This window comes from Arenicella xantha, from assembly GCF_003315245.1.
GTDB classification, from domain to species: Bacteria; Pseudomonadota; Gammaproteobacteria; order Arenicellales; family Arenicellaceae; genus Arenicella; species Arenicella xantha.
Genome location: NZ_QNRT01000008.1, coordinates 54516 through 72474, shown reverse-complemented (window position 1 = coordinate 72474; position 17959 = coordinate 54516). Strand labels below are relative to the sequence as shown.

The 17959-nt window shown below is 47.1% G+C and carries 20 protein-coding genes; 5 read left to right on the top strand and 15 right to left on the bottom strand.

From position 1 onward, the window contains the following. Positions 1-17: 17 nt before the first annotated feature. Positions 18-989: a lysylphosphatidylglycerol synthase transmembrane domain-containing protein gene (locus DFR28_RS18195; protein ID WP_170132177.1), complete on the bottom strand. Its 972-nt coding sequence runs from the start codon at positions 987-989 to the stop codon at positions 18-20. Between the two features lie 133 nt (positions 990-1122). Here DFR28_RS18195 and DFR28_RS18190 point away from each other — a divergent pair, with 133 nt between their 5' ends. Continuing rightward, positions 1123-1407: a peptidylprolyl isomerase gene (locus DFR28_RS18190; RefSeq protein ID WP_113955820.1), complete on the top strand. Its 285-nt coding sequence runs from the start codon at positions 1123-1125 to the stop codon at positions 1405-1407. A gap of 188 nt (positions 1408-1595) precedes the next feature. Here DFR28_RS18190 and DFR28_RS18185 read toward each other — a convergent pair whose 3' ends face one another. The 4 genes from DFR28_RS18185 to DFR28_RS18170 all read right to left on the bottom strand — a co-directional run bounded on the left by DFR28_RS18185 (position 1596) and on the right by DFR28_RS18170 (position 4053). Further along, positions 1596-1919 (bottom strand): AzlD domain-containing protein, encoded by a 324-nt coding sequence (locus DFR28_RS18185; RefSeq protein ID WP_113955819.1) that lies wholly within the window; start codon positions 1917-1919, stop codon positions 1596-1598. Then, the gene (locus DFR28_RS18180; protein ID WP_113955818.1) at positions 1916-2620 is read right to left on the bottom strand and encodes an AzlC family ABC transporter permease; all 705 of its coding nucleotides are present in this window, start codon (positions 2618-2620) and stop codon (positions 1916-1918) included. The genes DFR28_RS18185 and DFR28_RS18180 overlap by 4 nt, the downstream gene beginning before the upstream one ends. 21 nt (positions 2621-2641) lie before the next feature. Beyond that, positions 2642-3238: an HNH endonuclease gene (locus tag DFR28_RS18175; protein ID WP_113955817.1), complete on the bottom strand. Its 597-nt coding sequence runs from the start codon at positions 3236-3238 to the stop codon at positions 2642-2644. Between the two features lie 374 nt (positions 3239-3612). Further along, a complete protein-coding gene (locus DFR28_RS18170) occupies positions 3613-4053 on the bottom strand; it encodes a GNAT family N-acetyltransferase (protein ID WP_211317050.1) in 441 nt (146 codons plus the stop codon). A gap of 297 nt (positions 4054-4350) precedes the next feature. On the opposite strand from DFR28_RS18170, the gene lepB reads away from it, so the two are divergent. After that, complete coding sequence (gene lepB / locus DFR28_RS18165; protein WP_113955816.1) at positions 4351-5025, top strand: signal peptidase I; 675 nt, start codon at positions 4351-4353, stop codon at positions 5023-5025. 104 nt (positions 5026-5129) lie between these two features. Next, a complete protein-coding gene (locus tag DFR28_RS18160) occupies positions 5130-5891 on the top strand; it encodes a class I SAM-dependent methyltransferase (RefSeq protein ID WP_113955815.1) in 762 nt (253 codons plus the stop codon). Positions 5892-5926: 35 nt separating this feature from the next. Here the strand turns inward: DFR28_RS18160 and cysB are convergent, their stop codons facing one another. The 10 genes from cysB to DFR28_RS18110 form a co-directional block, all read right to left on the bottom strand. Continuing rightward, positions 5927-6910, bottom strand: a complete 984-nt coding sequence (gene cysB / locus DFR28_RS18155) for an HTH-type transcriptional regulator CysB (protein ID WP_113955814.1) — start codon at positions 6908-6910, stop codon at positions 5927-5929. 72 nt (positions 6911-6982) lie between these two features. Further along, positions 6983-7987: a hypothetical protein gene (locus tag DFR28_RS18150; protein WP_147251059.1), complete on the bottom strand. Its 1005-nt coding sequence runs from the start codon at positions 7985-7987 to the stop codon at positions 6983-6985. 22 nt (positions 7988-8009) lie between these two features. Next, positions 8010-8222: a (Na+)-NQR maturation NqrM gene (gene nqrM / locus DFR28_RS18145; RefSeq protein ID WP_113955812.1), complete on the bottom strand. Its 213-nt coding sequence runs from the start codon at positions 8220-8222 to the stop codon at positions 8010-8012. A 192-nt stretch (positions 8223-8414) separates the two neighbouring features. Next, complete coding sequence (locus tag DFR28_RS18140) at positions 8415-9467, bottom strand: FAD:protein FMN transferase (RefSeq protein WP_113955811.1); 1053 nt, start codon at positions 9465-9467, stop codon at positions 8415-8417. A gap of 3 nt (positions 9468-9470) precedes the next feature. Then, complete coding sequence (nqrF, locus tag DFR28_RS18135) at positions 9471-10691, bottom strand: NADH:ubiquinone reductase (Na(+)-transporting) subunit F (protein ID WP_113955810.1); 1221 nt, start codon at positions 10689-10691, stop codon at positions 9471-9473. 20 nt (positions 10692-10711) lie between these two features. Beyond that, entirely contained in the window at positions 10712-11317 is a 606-nt protein-coding gene (nqrE, locus tag DFR28_RS18130) for an NADH:ubiquinone reductase (Na(+)-transporting) subunit E (protein ID WP_113955809.1), read from the bottom strand. Continuing rightward, positions 11317-11985 (bottom strand): NADH:ubiquinone reductase (Na(+)-transporting) subunit D, encoded by a 669-nt coding sequence (locus tag DFR28_RS18125; RefSeq protein ID WP_113955808.1) that lies wholly within the window; start codon positions 11983-11985, stop codon positions 11317-11319. The genes nqrE and DFR28_RS18125 overlap by 1 nt, the downstream gene beginning before the upstream one ends. 3 nt (positions 11986-11988) lie before the next feature. Next, positions 11989-12849 (bottom strand): Na(+)-translocating NADH-quinone reductase subunit C, encoded by an 861-nt coding sequence (locus DFR28_RS18120; protein ID WP_113955853.1) that lies wholly within the window; start codon positions 12847-12849, stop codon positions 11989-11991. 13 nt (positions 12850-12862) lie between these two features. Then, positions 12863-14077 (bottom strand): NADH:ubiquinone reductase (Na(+)-transporting) subunit B, encoded by a 1215-nt coding sequence (locus DFR28_RS18115; RefSeq protein ID WP_113955807.1) that lies wholly within the window; start codon positions 14075-14077, stop codon positions 12863-12865. Between the two features lies 1 nt (position 14078). Beyond that, the gene (locus DFR28_RS18110) at positions 14079-15413 is read right to left on the bottom strand and encodes a Na(+)-translocating NADH-quinone reductase subunit A (RefSeq protein ID WP_113955806.1); all 1335 of its coding nucleotides are present in this window, start codon (positions 15411-15413) and stop codon (positions 14079-14081) included. 373 nt (positions 15414-15786) lie between these two features. Between DFR28_RS18110 and DFR28_RS18105 the strand changes: the two genes are divergently transcribed. Then, on the top strand, positions 15787-16167 hold the full coding sequence (locus tag DFR28_RS18105; protein ID WP_113955805.1) for a DUF6394 family protein: 381 nt from the start codon (positions 15787-15789) through the stop codon (positions 16165-16167). A gap of 30 nt (positions 16168-16197) precedes the next feature. Next, positions 16198-17898, top strand: a complete 1701-nt coding sequence (locus DFR28_RS18100) for a potassium channel family protein (RefSeq protein ID WP_147251058.1) — start codon at positions 16198-16200, stop codon at positions 17896-17898. The last annotated feature ends 61 nt before the right edge of the window (positions 17899-17959 follow it).

The following is a 17959-nucleotide window of genomic DNA, read 5'->3' as shown; positions in this document are numbered from 1 at the left end:
CGAATCGCAATGATAGACTATTCGTGCTTTTGCGTCACAAATAATGGGTGCAATACACCACCAATTGCGCCATCGAAGAAAGATTTAAAGCGCATCAATAGTGCAACGGATAAACCCAACTCGGCACTGTAGCCCATCAACATAAAGACGTTAGTGTAGGCAAACTCCATTAAACCAATATTACCAAAAGAAATTGGTAGGTTCATGATCACCATAATAATGGGGGTAGCCAATAACATGTGTAACAACGACACATCGGCATCAAATACCCAAGCGGTAATCAACACATTAACTACGGCGACTAAATAGAAGAGTACGGAGTTGAGCAAAGCGACACACACTGCAGCAGGTTCCGTGCGATAGGCGTCAACGGCCAGCAAGAGCTGATCAAGCTTGGCGAAAACTTTGCTACTAAACGGAAATCGAGCAATAAGCCAGTCGCGCACCAGCCGGTAGGCACGTTGATCTAATACCAACCAACCAATAAATAGCAAACCCAGACCAAACAGACCTAGACTAATAAGCACATAGTCAACGCCGAATCGTGACATCTGAGCCACAACCGCAATCGCCGCAAACAGCAACAATACGACGACACCGGTATAGCGCTCAACGAAAACCGAGGCCATTGCATCAGCATGCCGACCTGAGAATTTCCCCAACTCATAGGAACGAACCACATCACCACCAACACTCGTGGGAAGGAACATGTTATAGAATTGACCAACCACATAGTAAGCAAACACTCGCCAATAGCCGGCTCCGAGTGAGCGTGATCGGATCAACAAATACCACTTGAATGCGCTCACCATATTCACCAGCACGCCAAGCATAATCGACACAATCAAAATGCCAATACTGGCACCACTCAACAACTGCATAAACTGTTGCTGACCTGATGCTGAGAACAGGCCGGCTTGGTACGCCACCAAGCCTAGCAACACAAAGGTAGCCAATAATTGGGCAAGCTTAAGTAAGATTTTTTTCACTATGGGGAACTAAAGCGCGGTTCGCTGCAGATATTGATAAATTTGACCATGTTTTTGTGGATTGTAACTGGGATTCGTACAACAAAGTAAGTATTATCCCGCTCTTTGAAAATACACAGGTTTTTATAGCGCCATGACTACAGCATCCGCACGACACATTCTCGTTTCCACAGAAAAAGCATGCCTTGATTTACAGGCCAAAATTACTGCTGGAGAAAAAACCTTCGAAGCCGCCGCCGCCGAGTTCTCTCAATGCCCTTCTGGTAAACAAGGTGGTGATTTAGGCAGCTTTGGCCCAGGCATGATGGTGCCTGAATTTGATCGAGTAGTATTCAATGAAGAAGTCGGCGTCGTGCATGGCCCAGTACAAACTCAATTTGGCTATCATTTAGTAGAAATCACGAGTCGTGACGCTTAGCCCTCGCTTCAAACCAGGCTTGGACACAGCATTCAGAAGCTAGCGAGCATCACCGGTGAGGCCAATTCATCGATGCGGAAACTCTGAGTTCACTCTGAAGTCGAATATAATAAAGGCGCTTTAAGCGCCTTTATTTTTTGGATTAGCGTCGAGGCTTGCACAGTAACGCAGCGTTTATTCGCATGCCTTTATTGACCAACGAACAATCGAATAATAAAAAACAAGCCAGTACTCAGCAATACTACGACAATACTGGGAACGCGCAGCACTGTCATTACCGCGGCCACGGCACCAGCAATAATATAGTCCCAACCAGCTACTGACATCGACGAACTCTCATAGTCGACTCGAAACAAGATCGGCGCCCAAATCGCGGTTAATATCGCAAAACTTGAATAGCCCAGCAAACGTTGCATTTTAGGCCCAGGCCGATAATGTAGAGCCTTGGCAAAAAACGCATAACGGTTCCAAAACGTGATCGCCGCCATACCTCCAAGCATCAACCAGTTCATACATTCTCTCGTAGGGTTTCAGTAACAAAGCCAGCAAACATGCCAAGTAGCGCCGCCATTACTAAATAGCTGTCACTAAACAGTGGCTTGAGCAACACCGCTGACACGCCGCTTACAATCACCGTAACCGCAATAGGAAAGCGCCGCAGCTGATCAAAGGTCATCGCAATAAAGGTAGCTGCAATAGCAAAATCTAAGCCTAATGAGTCAAGGTCCGTTAAAGCACTGCCAGCAACGATACCGAGTAAAGTAGCCAGATTCCAAACAACATAGAACGTAACGCCCGACACCAAAGCAAACGTAGGCGAAAACGCGCCAGTTCGGTTTGTATGATTTTGTGACACCGCAAACATTTCGTCGGTTAACACAAACCCAATACCCAGCCGCCATGCCAAAGACAAGTGAGCGACATGCGCACGAAACACCACCGAATAAAGTAGATGGCGCGAACTAATTACAAACGTTGATGCGTATATTGCCGCCAACGAACTCCCTCCAGCCATCAGCGTCATCGCTGACAGCTGCGCGGCACCGGCAAACACCAGTAACGACATCAGTTGAGCTTGCAACGCAGACAAGCCGACTTGCAGCCCGAGTGCTCCAGTTAGGATTCCCCAAGGAATAACGGCAATCGCGAGCGGCAAGGTGTCGGCGATAGCCCGCGGCCAAACGCGAGCCTTGGTCGGGACGCGGGGAGTCACTTGATGGACAACGCGCTAAAGTTAGTCAGACTGATGCTCTCGCTCCCTGTTTATTAACGCCTTATTGACGACCGCTTCTACCCGCATACGTAACGGACTTCTACGCGGAAAATGTGCTTTCAAAAACTCCATTTGATCAGCCAAGACACGCCTACCACGCAGGTATACATACTCCGCATGTGTCGGCGTAAAAGGTACCGCCATCAGCTGCATTCCAGCTTGTTCAGGCGTTCGCCCCGCTTTAAAGTTATTACACCGTTTGCATGCCGTCACCACATTATTCCAAGTGTTTTTTCCTCGTTGGGAAACCGGCCTAACATGATCGCGCGACAAATCAGCATACTTAAACGTATTACCGCAATACAAACACATTCTTCCGTCTCGTGAAAACAAAGTATTGTTGGTCAGTGGCGGCGTATAATTAGGTAAGTGATGAAACTTGCTTTGTGTTTCGCTGGGAGTCGCGATAATAGAACTGATTTCAATCACACTCTGCATTCCGGTCAAAGCACTAATTCCGCCATGCACTCGATACAATAAATTGCCACAGCTATACAACACCAATCCCGCGTGATAGCAGCGGGCAGCGTCCTTATAAGAAATCCAATCTATCGGCATACCTGCCGCATCGGTTCTCAGTACCTGTTGACTTAAGTCGTAGAGCAAGTGCTTTCCCCCTGTGTTGAATCGGGTTAAGGGTAGGCGCTCAAATCAGTGGCTCAGCAACCAGATGTAGCAACTTTGATCTACGCCACTATCAAATTACAAGCCGTGAACATTAACGCCATCGCCAATTTATAACTTTCGTATGGCTAAATAGTATGACGGATTTATAACAAAAATATGTCAATACAACTCATTATCAGCCGAATAATTCGGTGGCCAATTAATAAGCACGTAACAAATTCAGAGGCCTTAGCACATGATACCTAAGCGCCAACAAGAATCCGAGCTAGCCAATCCATGCTTGAGCTAGCGCACTGGTCCGACAGCTAACTTGGTTCTATATCATATAAAGAATAGTCTAATTTCTGCATAAACAGCGCAGGCTTATCAATCGCATTAAAGCCAAGCTTTTGGTACAGGCCATGCGCGTCCGACGTTGCTAACAAAATACGACGCAGCTGTTTAACTTCAGGCAACTCAAGCGCTTGCCGTAACATGGATTTGGCCAAACCACGTCCGCGCAACTCATCGACAACAAATACATCAGCCAAATATGCAAACGTTGCCCGATCAGTGACAAAGCGACCAAAGGCGACCAACCCATTCTCACCGACCATACCGAAACACAAGGAATGCTGAATAGCTCGCTCCAAAACGTCACGAGGAATCCCTTTAGCCCAGTATGTACTGCTCAGGAAGCGATGGATTGTGTCCATCGGCAACTCATTTTGATCAGTAGAAAAGCGATATTCTATAGTGTAATCCATGACATAAGTATAGGTTGAGACTGTTGTACTGCCTAGCCCGTATGCTCGCCGCGGCGGCGCTCAACGCCACAACCCAAATTTACCAATTCGCCAGCAAAGCAACACTAATGACGTATTTCGATTGGTAGAACAATATCTACAGCTTTCAACTAAGCCGGAATTTATTTATTTTGTAATACTCGTCGAATCAGTCAATTTAGTTTGCGACACTAGTTCAATCAAACCAGAGTAATATTAGGATCAACTATTAGCACGCTAGGCGCTGCCTTTTACTGACAAATATAGCGGAGAATCATCATGCACCAGCACCTAAGAGCTTTAATTCGAGAAAATCGAGGGATTTTGCTATTCCTAGTATTGATGCTAGTGTTTCGAAGTAGTTTAGCCGACTGGAATGTGGTTCCAACAGGCTCAATGCAGCCAACTATCGTAGAAGGGGATCGCATATTAATCAATAAGTTAGCTTATGATTTACAACTCCCGTTCAGCAATATAAAACTACTCAAATTCGGCGATCCTGAGCGCGGGGATATTATCATTTTCAATTCAGAGGTCGCTGATCTTCGACTCGTCAAACGCGTCATTGGATTACCTGGCGATAGCATTGAAATGCGCAACAACAGCCTGTTAATTAATGGTCAACAATTGGACTACACAGCACTTAAGCTTTCACCAGACTTAAACCATGAATCAGAACACCAAAACTTTGATTTACGTGAGGATTTACTTGGTTTACCCCATAAAATAAGAACTACTTCTCCGCAATCACCACTAGCATCGTTCGGGCCGGTTATTGTGCCGGAAAATAACTATTTAGCACTTGGAGATAGTCGCGACAACAGTGCTGACTCCAGAGTTATTGGCTTTATTCCTCGCTCCGAAATCATTGGCCGCAGCCGACGAGTAGTCATGTCGCTCGACTCTGAGCATTATTATATGCCGAGGCAGGACCGTTTCTGGAAGACGCTTTGAGCGACTCTAGGCATCTAGCACTCTAAGCGTCGAGCATAAGCGCTCATTTGCGACCACCTGTCACCAGTCGCTACTTATCACCTCACATTGCAACCGCCCACTTAATGACATCAAAAACACCTGTCGACACTTCGACCCTGTTCAGCGATAAGTCCGAGCTATATCAACGCTCACGTCCCACCTACCCGCCTGAACTCTATCAATTTTTAGCGGAGCAATGCCTCAACCATGATCATGCATGGGATTGCGCGACCGGCAATGGACAAGCCGCACGGCACTTAATTAAGCATTTCGCAAAGATCACAGCCTCCGATATTAGCGCCCAACAAATAGCTGAAGCGATTCCTCATCCGTCCATTCGCTACATTCAAAGCGGAGCAGAACACACACCACTCGCGAACAATAGTGTCGACCTAGTGACCGTGGCGCAAGCTCTACACTGGTTTGACTACCAACAATTTTGGCCGGAAGTAGCTCGTGTCCTTCGACCCGGTGGCGTATTTGCCGCCTGGGGCTACAATTGGCCAAGGTGGGGAGAGCAATTTGATAAAGTGTTAACAGAGTCCTTTCTGCGAGTGATTCATCCTTATTTTTCGGCTAACAACCAACTGCTTTGGGACGGGTATCGAGATGTGATCTTTCCATTTACCCCAATCGACTCACCAAAATTCAGCATGACGGTTCAATATACACTGGATCAATTGTTCGACTTCTTACACTCGGTATCGGCGACTCGTCGCTGCATTGAGCATCAAGGCGATGATTTTTTCCACCAAGCATATCAAGCTACTGCCCAAATTTGGGGCAACCCCAATCTCAATCGAGAGTTTGAAATTGACTTAGTATTACTGGTGGGAAAACGCTAAAACAATTACATAGACCTACTACTGACCTATAACAATCAACGCATTTCAGCTTCTTTAACGTGCTCTCGGTACAGTTTTTCCTGTAGCGTATTATCGTTATGCGCTTTGAGCGCTTGGTCGACCACGCCTTTGTTGAGATGTGACGCGAAGAGCTGAATAAATTCATACACATATTCACGTAAAACCGCATTCTTGCGGATCGCCAGACTGGTCACGCTGGAATCGAATAAATTGCCTGCATCTAATACGGCTAAATCGTGATCTTGCTTACGGTCATAAGCCATTCTCGCGCAAATCCCAACGCCAAGCCCATTGCGTACATAGGTCTTAATGACTTCGGCATCCGCCGCCATCAGCACCACATTCATACTCAAGCCGCGCTGAGTAAATGCGCGGTTAATCACTGACCGATCGGCAACCCCGAAGGTGTAAGTAATAATTGGATGCTCAGCAATCGCTTCGAGGGTCAGCAGCCCTTGTTTTACTAGTGGATGCCCTTTCGGCACGATTAGGCAACGATTCCAGCGGTAACAAGGCAACAGAATCAAATTATCGAATAGCTCCAACGCTTCAGTGGCAATGCCAATATCAGCTTTTCCTGTGTCGGTTAAACTCGCTATCTGCTCTGGCGTACCTTGATTGATCTGAAGCTGCACCTTAGGATAGCGCTTGCGAAACTCATTAATCACTGGCGGCAACACATAGCGGGCTTGCGTATGAGTTGTGGCGATCGACAACATACCGGAATCCGGATGACTAAAGTCGTCCGCTATTCGTTTGACGTTGTCGACTTCATTGAGAATTACCGTAAAGCGCTCGACTAGCAATACGCCTTCCGGTGTTAATCCATTGATATGTTTGCCGCTCCGCTCGAAGATAGTCACTCCGAGCTCCTCTTCCAAGCGTTTGATTTGACTACTTACCCCCGGCTGAGAGGTAAATAATTTCTCAGCCGCGGCGGTCACGTTCATGCCGTTTTTCACGACTTCGGTGACATATTGAAGTTGACGCAATTTCATTCAGGCAAGTGTCACATAAATCGCATAGAAAGACTATTTATACCGTTAAGCGGCGGCATCAACTAACAATGACTATTTAGTACATTTATCTTGAGATTGAAAACAATGTTGTGGAATAGAGAATTCGCTATCCAGTGAACCGTTTTGTTCGTAGAGATCACAGTTTGCCATGTAATTAGCCGTGGTGACTGGCATAGGTACACGAACGCCACTCAAATAACTGATAACGTCTTTCCCCATATGCAGTAAACGCATACCGTCTTCCCAATACCGAATACGATCAGCACGATTACTGAGCCCACAAGGTTGAAAATGCATGATAGCTTCTTTGGCTGCGACGTATCTCGGCCACACTTCGTAGATAGCTTCATCTCGACGCATAGTTTCTACTTCTGTTTTAGCCGCCTCTCTGAGCTCATTAAGCATCGGCAACACGCCTTCAAAGCCATCAACTTTAACAAATACATCGACCATTCGGTCTATGATTTTATCGATAGCAACAAAAGTCTGAGCAAGTTTGACATAGCGACTTTCAAAGAACTTATCCATCGGAAACGAAAACGCCTTGAATGGCTCGCCCCAAAGTTCGTCAACGCCCTCTTCGCCACTAAAATGCTTAACCTCTTTACCAAGCTCTAAGGCTTCCATAAAACAGGCTTCGCATTGCTTCATTAGCTGATTGTTATCGTCAATCTGGATACCCTTATCCTCAAGATCGACCACGCTGGCAAAGATATCCGTCGCGCGATTAAACAAAGAGCCAGCGAGCATCGCCGCTTTCACACGCTTGCGGGCAGGATCAACTTCTTCTTCGTAGTACTTGCGCGCAATTTCGAGTCGCCATCCCGGTGAGTTAATGCCCTCTTCGGTATGATGAAAAACACGTCGACGTAGTGAAAAGATCAGATCCTTCTTCTCAGCCATGGTGTTCGGTGGTGGCGGATAATAACGAATCCAATAACCATCTATATGAATGCAAATCTTGCCATTACATTCGCGAATAGCCCCATTCTCTTGCGGCGTCGCCATGTCCGGAATCGATGTGGACGCGAGGTGCCTTGCTGGTTGAGAGATCATGATTGGGTATCCATACGGAGAACTATGCGTTCTCCATCAAAGCCTTTCGCTCCATTTGGCGACGGCGTCGACATACCTTCTTACCTTCGCAAATGTCACATGCGCCCTTGAGCCCGTCAATATCATTAAGGCCACCACAACTGCCTTTGATTTCACGATTGCTAACAATAACGCCTATTGCCATTCCGATCATTACAAGTACGAAGACCAGAAAGCTCACTAAAAACATATTCATAAAGACAGCTCTATCAGACGACTAACTCACGAGACAGAATACCAATAAGCATCGATCAAATCGTGAAATCGCCAAGTTAGGCAGGGTAACATTGTATGGAATATATTCGATTTAGCCCCCCTACCAGGCCGATCGATCCAACTTTGTCTACATCACGTACTGTAGTAACCACCTGCCCATAGTGCAAGGGAATTATTGTAAATTCGTATTAAACTCATCGCTAATATACGTTTCTAATTCTTCAGAGTTTTCTTTACGAATGAGCAAATAAGCAGCCAAACCGTGATCTTCAATGAAGGCCATAGCACGCTCCTCCCCCATCGACATCAATGCGGTAGCTAATGCATCACCAGTACTCGCGCGCTGAGTGATTACACTCACTGAGGCCAACCGATGAAACACCGGCTTTAAAGTTTCTGGCGAGATGGTATGGGAGAATGGCTGACCATCAATCTGTATAAAGTTGCGATAATCTCCAGAGGTGGCGATAGCTTGGTCGCGCAGTTCGATTACTTGCTGCACACCGCCAAGAATTTGCGGCTTCTCAATGGCTATCCGCCAACTGTCGCCAGATAACGCAGCACCGGAAGCTCTGAGTTCACCACCGATATCAACCAAAAATCGATTCAAACCCTTGCCAGCTAATGACTGTGCGACCTTGTCGACCGCAAAGCCTTTCGCAATCGCCGAAAGATCTAGCGTAACACCATCAACTTTTTTACTTAACACCGAGTCGTTTAAACTCAGTTTTTGATAACCAATAGATTGCCTTAAAGAATCTAACTCCGACTCATTAGGTTTGCGCGTAATGCGCCCCTGCGGGCCGAAGCCCCATAAGTTTACGGCGGGTCCTATCGTAGGGTCGAAAGCACCGTCGGTCAGCGCGGCTATCTCGAGCGCTTCGGCAACCACACTATTTAGGTCCGCAGACAGGCTAGTAGGCTGATCAGCCACCTGTCGATTAAACTGGCTCAGCTCAGATCCACTTATATAAGTGGACATAGCCTGATTAACTGACTCCATCGCCGTCATAATAACTTGCTCGGTAGCGGATGCATCTAAGCTCTCAGGCGCGATCACCACTACTCGATACTGAGTCCCCATTATCGGGCCAGAGAAAACCCACTCGCGCACCTCTGTCGCGGTAGGCTGGCAACCACCTAACAACACGAGGCCAAGCATCACAATCAAAAACAGCGAGCAACGCTCGCTGTTTTTAAATAATCGAGTATGTCGATTACTCATAAACTAACCACCAAAATCATCTAGCAGTATATTTTCGTCTTCCACACCAAGCTCGTGCAACATATTGATCACAGCCTGATTCATCATTGGCGGACCACACATATAGAATTCGCAATCTTCCGGCGCTTCATGATCCTTTAAGTAGTTCTCATACAATACATTGTGAATAAAGCCAGTATCGCCGTCCCAATCATCTTCAGGCTGAGGGTCAGACAACGCAACATGCCATTCAAAATTATCATGTTCAGCCGCAAGCCGATCAAAATCTTCTACATAGAACATTTCGCGCTTACTTCGTGCACCATACCAAAACGTCATCTTACGGTCGGTTTTAATACGCTCTAATTGATCGAAGATGTGTGAACGCATTGGCGCCATACCAGCACCACCGCCAACAAACACCATCTCAGCGTCGGTCTTCTTAGCAAAGAACTCGCCGAACGGACCAGAAATCGTAACTTCGTCGCCAGCCTTGAGGTTGAAAATGTAAGACGACATCTGACCAGGTGGCAACCCTTCAGTTCTAGGCGGCGGCGATGCGATACGAACATTCAGCATAATAATCCCTTTCTCTTCAGGGTAATTAGCCATTGAATAAGCACGCACCACGGTTTCGTTAACCACCGACTCGTATTGCCAAATGTTAAAATGATCCCAATCCGGCTTGTACTCGTCTTGCACCTGAAAGTCAGTGTACTTGACAGTATGCGGCGGACATTCTATTTGGATATATCCACCTGCGCGGAAATCAACATTTTCGCCTTCAGGTAACTCTAAGACTAACTCTTTAATAAACGTCGCAACGTTATCGTTAGAGCGCACGGTACAACGCCACTGCTTGACCCCGAAGACTTCTTCCGGAACTTCAATCTTCATGTCCTGTTTGACCGTAACTTGGCACGACAACCGGTCGCCGCAAGCCGCTTCACGTTTAGTGATATGCGTTTCTTCGGTCGGCAATATCGAACCACCGCCTTCAAAAATACGTACACGACATTGCGCACAAGTACCACCGCCACCACAAGCAGAAGGGACAAACAATTTATTGTCGGCAAGTACGCCGAGCAATTTACCGCCAGCTGGTACTTCTATCTCTTTTTCACCATTAATCGAAATCTTAACATTGCCGCTCGCAACCAACTTGCTCTTGGCAAATAGAATCACAGCGACCAGCGCCAACACGATAGTTGTAAAAAAACCTACGCCTAAACCTATTTCTAACATATCAACTCTCTAATCAAGTCTTACAGTTGGATTCCGGAGAACGCCAAGAATCCTAGCGACATCAGACCGACGGTGATAAATGTGATTCCTAGCCCCTGCAAGCCATCAGGCACATCACTGTATTTCAATTTCTCACGAATACCGGCCAACGCAACAATCGCTAACGCCCAGCCAATACCACTACTTGCGCCATACACTAAGCTTTCAGAGAATGTGTAATCGCGCTCGACCATAAATAGAGACGCGCCAAGAATCGCACAATTCACCGTGATCAGTGGCAAGAATATACCTAATGCGTTGTATAAAGCAGGTACAAACCGATCAAGAAACATCTCAAGAATTTGAACCAATGCCGCAATAACGCCGATGTAGCTAATCAGGCCGAGAAAACTCAGGTCAACATTAGGTAAACCTGCCCAAGCTAATGCGCCTTCTTGCAAAAAATTCTGATAGATCAAATTATTGATCGGAACAGTAATTGCCAATACCACGAAGACCGCAAAACCGAGACCGAGAGCTGTTTGAATCTTTTTGGAGACCGCTAGAAACGTACACATCCCCAAAAAGAAGGAAAGCGCCAAATTTTCAATAAATATGGCCTTAACCGCTAAACTGAGTAGATCCATTAGTGCGACCCTCCTGCCGTGCTGTGCGCATTTTGGATTTTAAAGTCCGGCTGTTCGACTTGATCTGTCTTGAACGAACGTATAACCCAAATCGTTAAACCAATAATGATGAACGCACTCGGAGCTAATAACATCAGTCCATTTGGCGTATACCAACCACCGTCAGACACAGGCGTAAAAATTTGAAATCCGAGCAATGAACCCGAGCCAAACAACTCTCGGAACACTGCCACGATAATCAAAATCAAGCTATAGCCTAAGCCATTGCCGATACCATCCAAGAACGAGTTCCACGGGGTATTCTTCATGGCATAGGCTTCAGCCCGGCCCATTACGATACAGTTGGTAATGATTAAGCCGACGAAAACAGCGAGCTTTTTACTGACATCAAAAGCATAGGCTTTCAACAACTGATCCACCACAATAACCAACGAGGCAATAATCGTCATCTGCACGATGATACGAATACTCGATGGAATATGGTTACGAATCAAGCTGATTGATAAACTGGAGAAGGCTGTCACGCTGGTGAGAGCCAAACACATAATCAGAGCCACTGACAGTTGGGATGTCACTGCAAGTGCAGAACAAATCCCGAGGATCTGTAGCGCGATCGGATTATTCGAGACTAAAGGCTCAAAGAGCGCTTTTCTTGCTTCGCTAGCCATAATTTAGCTTTTCCCGTTAGTCGTTGTTGTTACAGCGGCAGCCGCTGAACTGTCTACTGTGCCCTCATGGACACGCTTCAAGTATGGGCCAAAGGCTTTATCGCCCATCCAAAACTGCACTAAATTGGTGACCCCGTTACTGGTCAATGTCGCGCCAGCTAAGCCGTCAATTTTATGCTCAGCATCGGCAGCACTTGGATCTACTGAACCTTTGATCAACCGAATAACCGGATTGCCGATCGTCTCAGACACTTGCTTACCGTGCCAACTCGCCTGCCATTTTGGGTTCTCAATCTCACCGCCCAGACCCGGCGTTTCACCGTGTTCATAAAACGTGATACTGCTTACCGTATTGCCGTCACTTTCGAGCGCTAAAAAGCCGTATAACGTAGACCATAAACCGTAGCCTTTAATCGGCAGAACGATTTTACTGATTTCACCTTGATCACGAACCAAGTAGACATTGGCATATTTCGAAATACCGCCAACTCCGGCGATGTCCTCATTTTTAGCCAAATCAATCCGATACTCTGCGTCCTTAGACGCTTTTCTCTGATCAAACGTATCGGCATCAACCGCATCAGTATATTCACCAGTACGCAAATCAATGACCCGTGTTTCGACTTGCTTAAAAAGCTCATCAACGGTTTTACTAGGGTCACTCAAACCAGACACGGTTAAAATATTACTCTTCTTATCCAGCAACTTATTAGCTACTTGCTTTGGTTTTAGCAGTGTTGCTGAACCCGATACAATGATCGAGCAAATCAGACACAGCAAGAGCGCAACCCCAATGGTTTTAACAATATTGTCGTTCGGCAGGCTAAAAAAGCCCTGTTGCCGATAAAATGTGTTTTTTCTCATTTTTGGACTCCGATTACGCTGCATAACGTGCCGCGCGGCGCTTAATATTGGCTTGTACTACAAACCAATCGATTAACGGTGCAAAGAGGTTTGCAAACAAGATCGCCAACATAATCCCCTCAGGAAATGCTGGATTCACCACGCGAATCAACACCGTCATCAGACCGATTAAAAAGCCATACCAGAAACGACCTGTATTGGTCATCGAGGCACTAACAGGATCCGTTGCCATGTATACCAAACCAAAGGCTAGACCACCGATCACAAGATGCCATTGAGGTGTCAAACTAAACATTGGATTGGTCTCACTGCCAATCACGTTAAACAGCAGGCTAGTCGCGACAACACCGGCACCGACACCGAGCATAATTCGCCACGACGCAACTTTGGTAAACAGCAAGAATAACGCGCCTATACCGATTGCAATAAGCGAAGTTTCGCCGATCGAACCCGCTATATGACCCAGCAACGATTGTTGAATACTGAAACCAGCATCAATCAACGCTTGCACGCCGCCGTTGGCCGCCACACTTAACGCGGTTGCGCCGGTGTAACCGTCAACTGCGACCCAAACAGCATCACCGGAAATTTGCGCAGGATATGCGAAATACAAAAATGCCCGAGCGGTCAACGCTGGATTTAAGAAGTTCTTGCCGGTACCGCCAAAGACTTCTTTACCGATTACAATACCAAAACTAATACCCAGCGCCGCCTGCCATAACGGCAACGTAGCCGGAACGATCAAGCTGAATAAAATAGAGGTAACAAAGAAACCTTCGTTAATTTCATGTCCGCGCACTGAAGCGAACAACACTTCCCAAAACCCGCCAACAATAAATACGACGGCGTAAATAGGAAACCAGTACCAAAACCCGTGCCAAAAATTATCGAATACGCTGGCCGGATCAATACCAATGCCAAATAATGACAAAATATCACCACGCCAGCCGACAACCTCGGTGATTCCAAGGCTCGCCATTGCAGTATTCGCCTGCAAACCGACGTTATAACAGCCCATAAGCATGGTGGGCATAGCCGCCAGCCACACATAAATCATCACACGCTTTAAGTCGATACCGTCGCGCACGTGATTACGCCCGCGATTCACATCCGCTGGCGAGTAAAATATCGTATCTACCGCTTCGTAGAGCGCATAAAATTTTTCATATTTCCCACCCTTAGCAACGTGGGGATGGATGCTATCGAGGGTTCGACGTAGAAAAGACATATTAACCTTCCTTCTCGATTTGAGTGAGGGTTGATCTAAGCACCGGACCGAAGTCATGCTTACCGGGATCAACAAATGACAGTAACGAGAGATCTTCTTCGACCAACTCCAAACAACCAAGCTCCTGAGCGGAGTCGGTATCTTTAACCAAAATCGACTTAATTAGCGGCGTTGGCAGAATATCCAGCGGCATCACCTTCTCGAACACGCCAATCGGCACAATCGCTCGTGGACTGCCATACTGAGAAGTCGAAATATTATACGACTTAGGCTTAAATATGCTGGAAACAAAGACGTTTAGCGCCGAGAACTTGTTGCGCCCAGGCGCAATCCAACCCATAAATTCACGATCATCATGCTCCTCAATGACTGACACCAAATTATCGTATCGGCCCAAGAAGTCGGTATCGCCAACCGCAGTATGACCATTCAATACTGAACCGCTAATCACGCGTTGCTTGCCCTCAGCGGTACGGCTAGCGACCAATTCGGTCAAGTTAGCACCAAGGCGAGTAGCGAATACTCTTGGTGAATTCACTAATGGGCCAGCCACGGCCACATAGCGAGAAACATCAAGCTTTCCGCTATTAAACAGTGCGCCAATAGCAATCACATCTTGATACCCAAGGGTCCAGACTGATTTAGCGGCATTAACTGGGTCGATAAAATGAACATGCGTACTACTCAAGCCCGCTGGATGCTTCCCCGCGAAGGTAGCAAGCTGGACATTTGAGCCGGACAATTCAGGGAGCTTAGCGTTCTCGCCTTGACAAACATAGACCGGCACATCGAACTTGCTCAGCAGACCTACGCCCATGGCGAAGTCAGACGCACGCTCGTTAATAATCACACTTGGCTCAACCGCCAAGGGGTTCGTGTCCATCGCATTAACAAAGATCGAATTCGGAACTGCCGCAACCGCCGGCACTTTGCCATACGGGCGAGTGCGAAATGAAGCCCAAAGGCCTGATTGCTGAAGAACCTTGCGCAGCTGGTCAGCTGAAATCGACGTATTGTCTGGTAGCTCAAACGACTCGCTGTCTTTGCCATCTATTTCGATAACAACGGAGATCAGTACGCGTCGAGCGCCACGATTAATAGCCGAGACAATTCCTGCCGCTGGCGACGTGACAACGACACCAGGATTCTTTTTGTCTTCGAAAAGCGGTGAACCCTCTTTGACCCGGTCACCTTCTTTGACCAGCATGGTGGGCTTCAAGCCAACATAATCACTTCCAAGTACCGCAACTGTAGTGACTTCATTAGCCACATCAATTCTCTCGTCTGGACGACCCTTTAGTGGGATATCAAGCCCTTTCTTTATCTTGAAAAACAATGAATACCTCGCCAAATCTCGAATTGGCTGCCTTACGTGGTTAGCGTGCTATACCGGTGGTAAATCATCTGCCTAACTAGAATACCGGCATACCTCTTGCGCGCGCATAGTATACAACTTTGCCAAAGCGAGCAACAGTTAGTTGGCGTTCAGATATAGCGCTCTTGTGCTGAACAAGTCTGTCAGAATCTGTCATCACCGCCCGATGGTCAAGACCGAAATGCCGACTTTTGTGCTAAGCTTTAATTTTACCTCGATCTGCTATTATCCAGACTCCATCCCAACATCACTTTCACGCTTGTGAAACAGTGTCGGAGATAGGATACAACCAGTCTTCAACCGCACAAAAGAGTTAGCTTTAATAGGATTGCCCATGAACTTTGAGAAAGTTGTCTTCGCGTTCTTTATAATTCTCGCCCTGTCACTTAATTTTGGCTTCTTTCTAGGTGAGATTTCCGAGTCAACCCATCACCATCCCTACGAACTATTCGCCGCCCTATTTATCAGTTTAATTTGCACCGTGATGAAATTCGGCGACCGCACTCATTTCGGCTCAACAGTACTGGCATCCAGCCTCGTAGTTGACGGGCTACTTATTACCGCGGCGATCACCTGGGCATTAGCAACAACCGACGGACGAGTAATTTCGCCGATGGCAATGGCCAGCATTACCTCATTAGCAGGCGGCGCACTAATGGCAAACCTAATATCTGTCATTCTACTCATTATCGAAACTGGGCAAATTCGCAAATAGGCTCACAACCAGCTTTAGCGAGACTTCACTTTGTCAGATATCTTTTTTTTAATTCTCCGGCGCATGCGGATGCCGTTGATCTTTTTGATCAGCGTCTATTCAATATCGACCATCGGAATGACCTTAATGCCAGGCATCGACCCGAACGGCGACACTTGGCACATGAGTTTTTTTCATGCCTTCTATTTTGTAAGCTTTATGGGCACGACCATTGGCTTTGGCGAAATACCCTACCCGTTCACCGACGCTCAAAGAGCCTGGGTACTCGGCTGCATTTACACCTCGGTGATAGCTTGGCTTTACGGAATCGGTAGCTTACTTAGATTGGTTCAAGATGAAACCTTCCGCTATGCGGTATCTGAACGCAACTTCCGAGTCAGCATCAATCGAATTGACCAACCGTTCTACATAATATGCGGCTATGGAGAAACCGGCGAATTGATCACTCAAGGTTTAGCCGACATGGGCATTCAAACCGTGGTGATTGACATCGACCCGGAACGCACCAACGCTATTGAATTGAACAATCTATCGATCCCGCCGATTGTTTTAAATGCCGACATAAAAGAACCGAAGAATTTGACATCAGCCGGCATAAAGGGTGGTTGGTGTCGTGGCGTGATAGCCGTTACTCAAAATGATCACGTTAATTTAAAAGTGGCGGTAGCTTGCAAGCTAATAAAACCTGATGTACCGGTTATCTGCCGTTCCGAGATTGAAGATGAGGCCGCTAACATGGAGTCATTTGGCACTAACTTTATCGTCAACCCATACTTAACTTTCGCGCGACGCATAAATCTTCTGACACAGAACCCGGGACTACACCGAATCCAGAATTGGTTTATTAACCAACACAGCGAAGAGCACCTACATCAAAGCGTCGCTCAATCCGGTCTCCCCAAAGGTCGCTGGTTAGTGTGCGGCTACGGTCGCTTTGGTCGCGCCGTCACTCAGGCGCTGGCCGACATTGAAGTAGAGATCACGGTAGTTGATCCTGACCCAATTGCCAGTCGCGCACCTAAAGGAACGATAGTCGGGCGCGGCACTGAGGCCAAAACATTACGTGAAGCTGGCATCGATGACGCCACCGTCGTAGTAGCCGCCAGCGACGATGATGCTAATAATCTATCGATTTTGATTACCGCTAAGCAAATCAACAAAAATGTCGTAACGATTGGCCGCGTTAGCCACGAATCAGACCAGATGTTATTTGAGCAAGCACGCTGCGATTATATTTTCCGCCGCAGCCTAGTGGTCGCCAATGAAGTTCTTACATTAATCTCGCGCCCATTAGTTACACGCTTCATTCAGTACTCATATACTCTCACCAAGAGCGCGACGGAAGAGCTTATTGCCCAGATATGCCAGCTTACCGGCAATAAATCTCCGGTCACTTGGCGATTAGCCGTGCGCGCCGACCGCTCACCAGCACTAACATCCCACTTGCAGGCTGGTGGCGCACTAAACGTTGAAGATTTGTGCCGCCACCAACGCATACCGCGCGCCAATGCCATACCACTACTTTTGTGGCGCGACAATATCAGCCATCTCATGCCCTCGCCCGACATGCCGGTACAGGAAAATGATGAGATCTTGTTCTGTGCACGCCGCAACACTGATTTACTTGCACAACGACTGTGCGACAACGAAGAACTGGTAGACACACTAATAAACGGGAACGAACACAGCATTCCGTTAATTAGGTGGCTCTCGCGCAAGGTACAACACTGAGTGACGCCCCGATCAGCTACTCCCCGCCAGCCGTCCGCGGCTCAGAATTCACCACTACGAT

What these genes read in the sequence shown, in the direction of transcription:
- DFR28_RS18190 (WP_113955820.1), top strand. Translation starts at nt 1,123, where the DNA reads ATGACTACAGCATCCGCACGACACATTCTCGTTTCCACAGAAAAAGCA.
- nqrF (WP_113955810.1), bottom strand. Translation starts at nt 10,691, where the DNA reads ATGTTAGAAATAGGTTTAGGCGTAGGTTTTTTTACAACTATCGTGTTG.
- DFR28_RS18125 (WP_113955808.1), bottom strand. Translation starts at nt 11,985, where the DNA reads ATGGCTAGCGAAGCAAGAAAAGCGCTCTTTGAGCCTTTAGTCTCGAAT.
- DFR28_RS18105 (WP_113955805.1), top strand. Translation starts at nt 15,787, where the DNA reads ATGAACTTTGAGAAAGTTGTCTTCGCGTTCTTTATAATTCTCGCCCTG.
- DFR28_RS18160 (WP_113955815.1), top strand. Translation starts at nt 5,130, where the DNA reads ATGACATCAAAAACACCTGTCGACACTTCGACCCTGTTCAGCGATAAG.
- DFR28_RS18175 (WP_113955817.1), bottom strand. Translation starts at nt 3,238, where the DNA reads ATGCCGATAGATTGGATTTCTTATAAGGACGCTGCCCGCTGCTATCAC.
- DFR28_RS18150 (WP_147251059.1), bottom strand. Translation starts at nt 7,987, where the DNA reads ATGATCTCTCAACCAGCAAGGCACCTCGCGTCCACATCGATTCCGGAC.
- nqrM (WP_113955812.1), bottom strand. Translation starts at nt 8,222, where the DNA reads ATGAATATGTTTTTAGTGAGCTTTCTGGTCTTCGTACTTGTAATGATC.
- nqrE (WP_113955809.1), bottom strand. Translation starts at nt 11,317, where the DNA reads ATGGATCTACTCAGTTTAGCGGTTAAGGCCATATTTATTGAAAATTTG.
- DFR28_RS18140 (WP_113955811.1), bottom strand. Translation starts at nt 9,467, where the DNA reads ATGAGTAATCGACATACTCGATTATTTAAAAACAGCGAGCGTTGCTCG.
- lepB (WP_113955816.1), top strand. Translation starts at nt 4,351, where the DNA reads ATGCACCAGCACCTAAGAGCTTTAATTCGAGAAAATCGAGGGATTTTG.
- DFR28_RS18120 (WP_113955853.1), bottom strand. Translation starts at nt 12,849, where the DNA reads ATGAGAAAAAACACATTTTATCGGCAACAGGGCTTTTTTAGCCTGCCG.
- DFR28_RS18115 (WP_113955807.1), bottom strand. Translation starts at nt 14,077, where the DNA reads ATGTCTTTTCTACGTCGAACCCTCGATAGCATCCATCCCCACGTTGCT.
- DFR28_RS18170 (WP_211317050.1), bottom strand. Translation starts at nt 4,053, where the DNA reads ATGGATTACACTATAGAATATCGCTTTTCTACTGATCAAAATGAGTTG.
- DFR28_RS18185 (WP_113955819.1), bottom strand. Translation starts at nt 1,919, where the DNA reads ATGAACTGGTTGATGCTTGGAGGTATGGCGGCGATCACGTTTTGGAAC.
- cysB (WP_113955814.1), bottom strand. Translation starts at nt 6,910, where the DNA reads ATGAAATTGCGTCAACTTCAATATGTCACCGAAGTCGTGAAAAACGGC.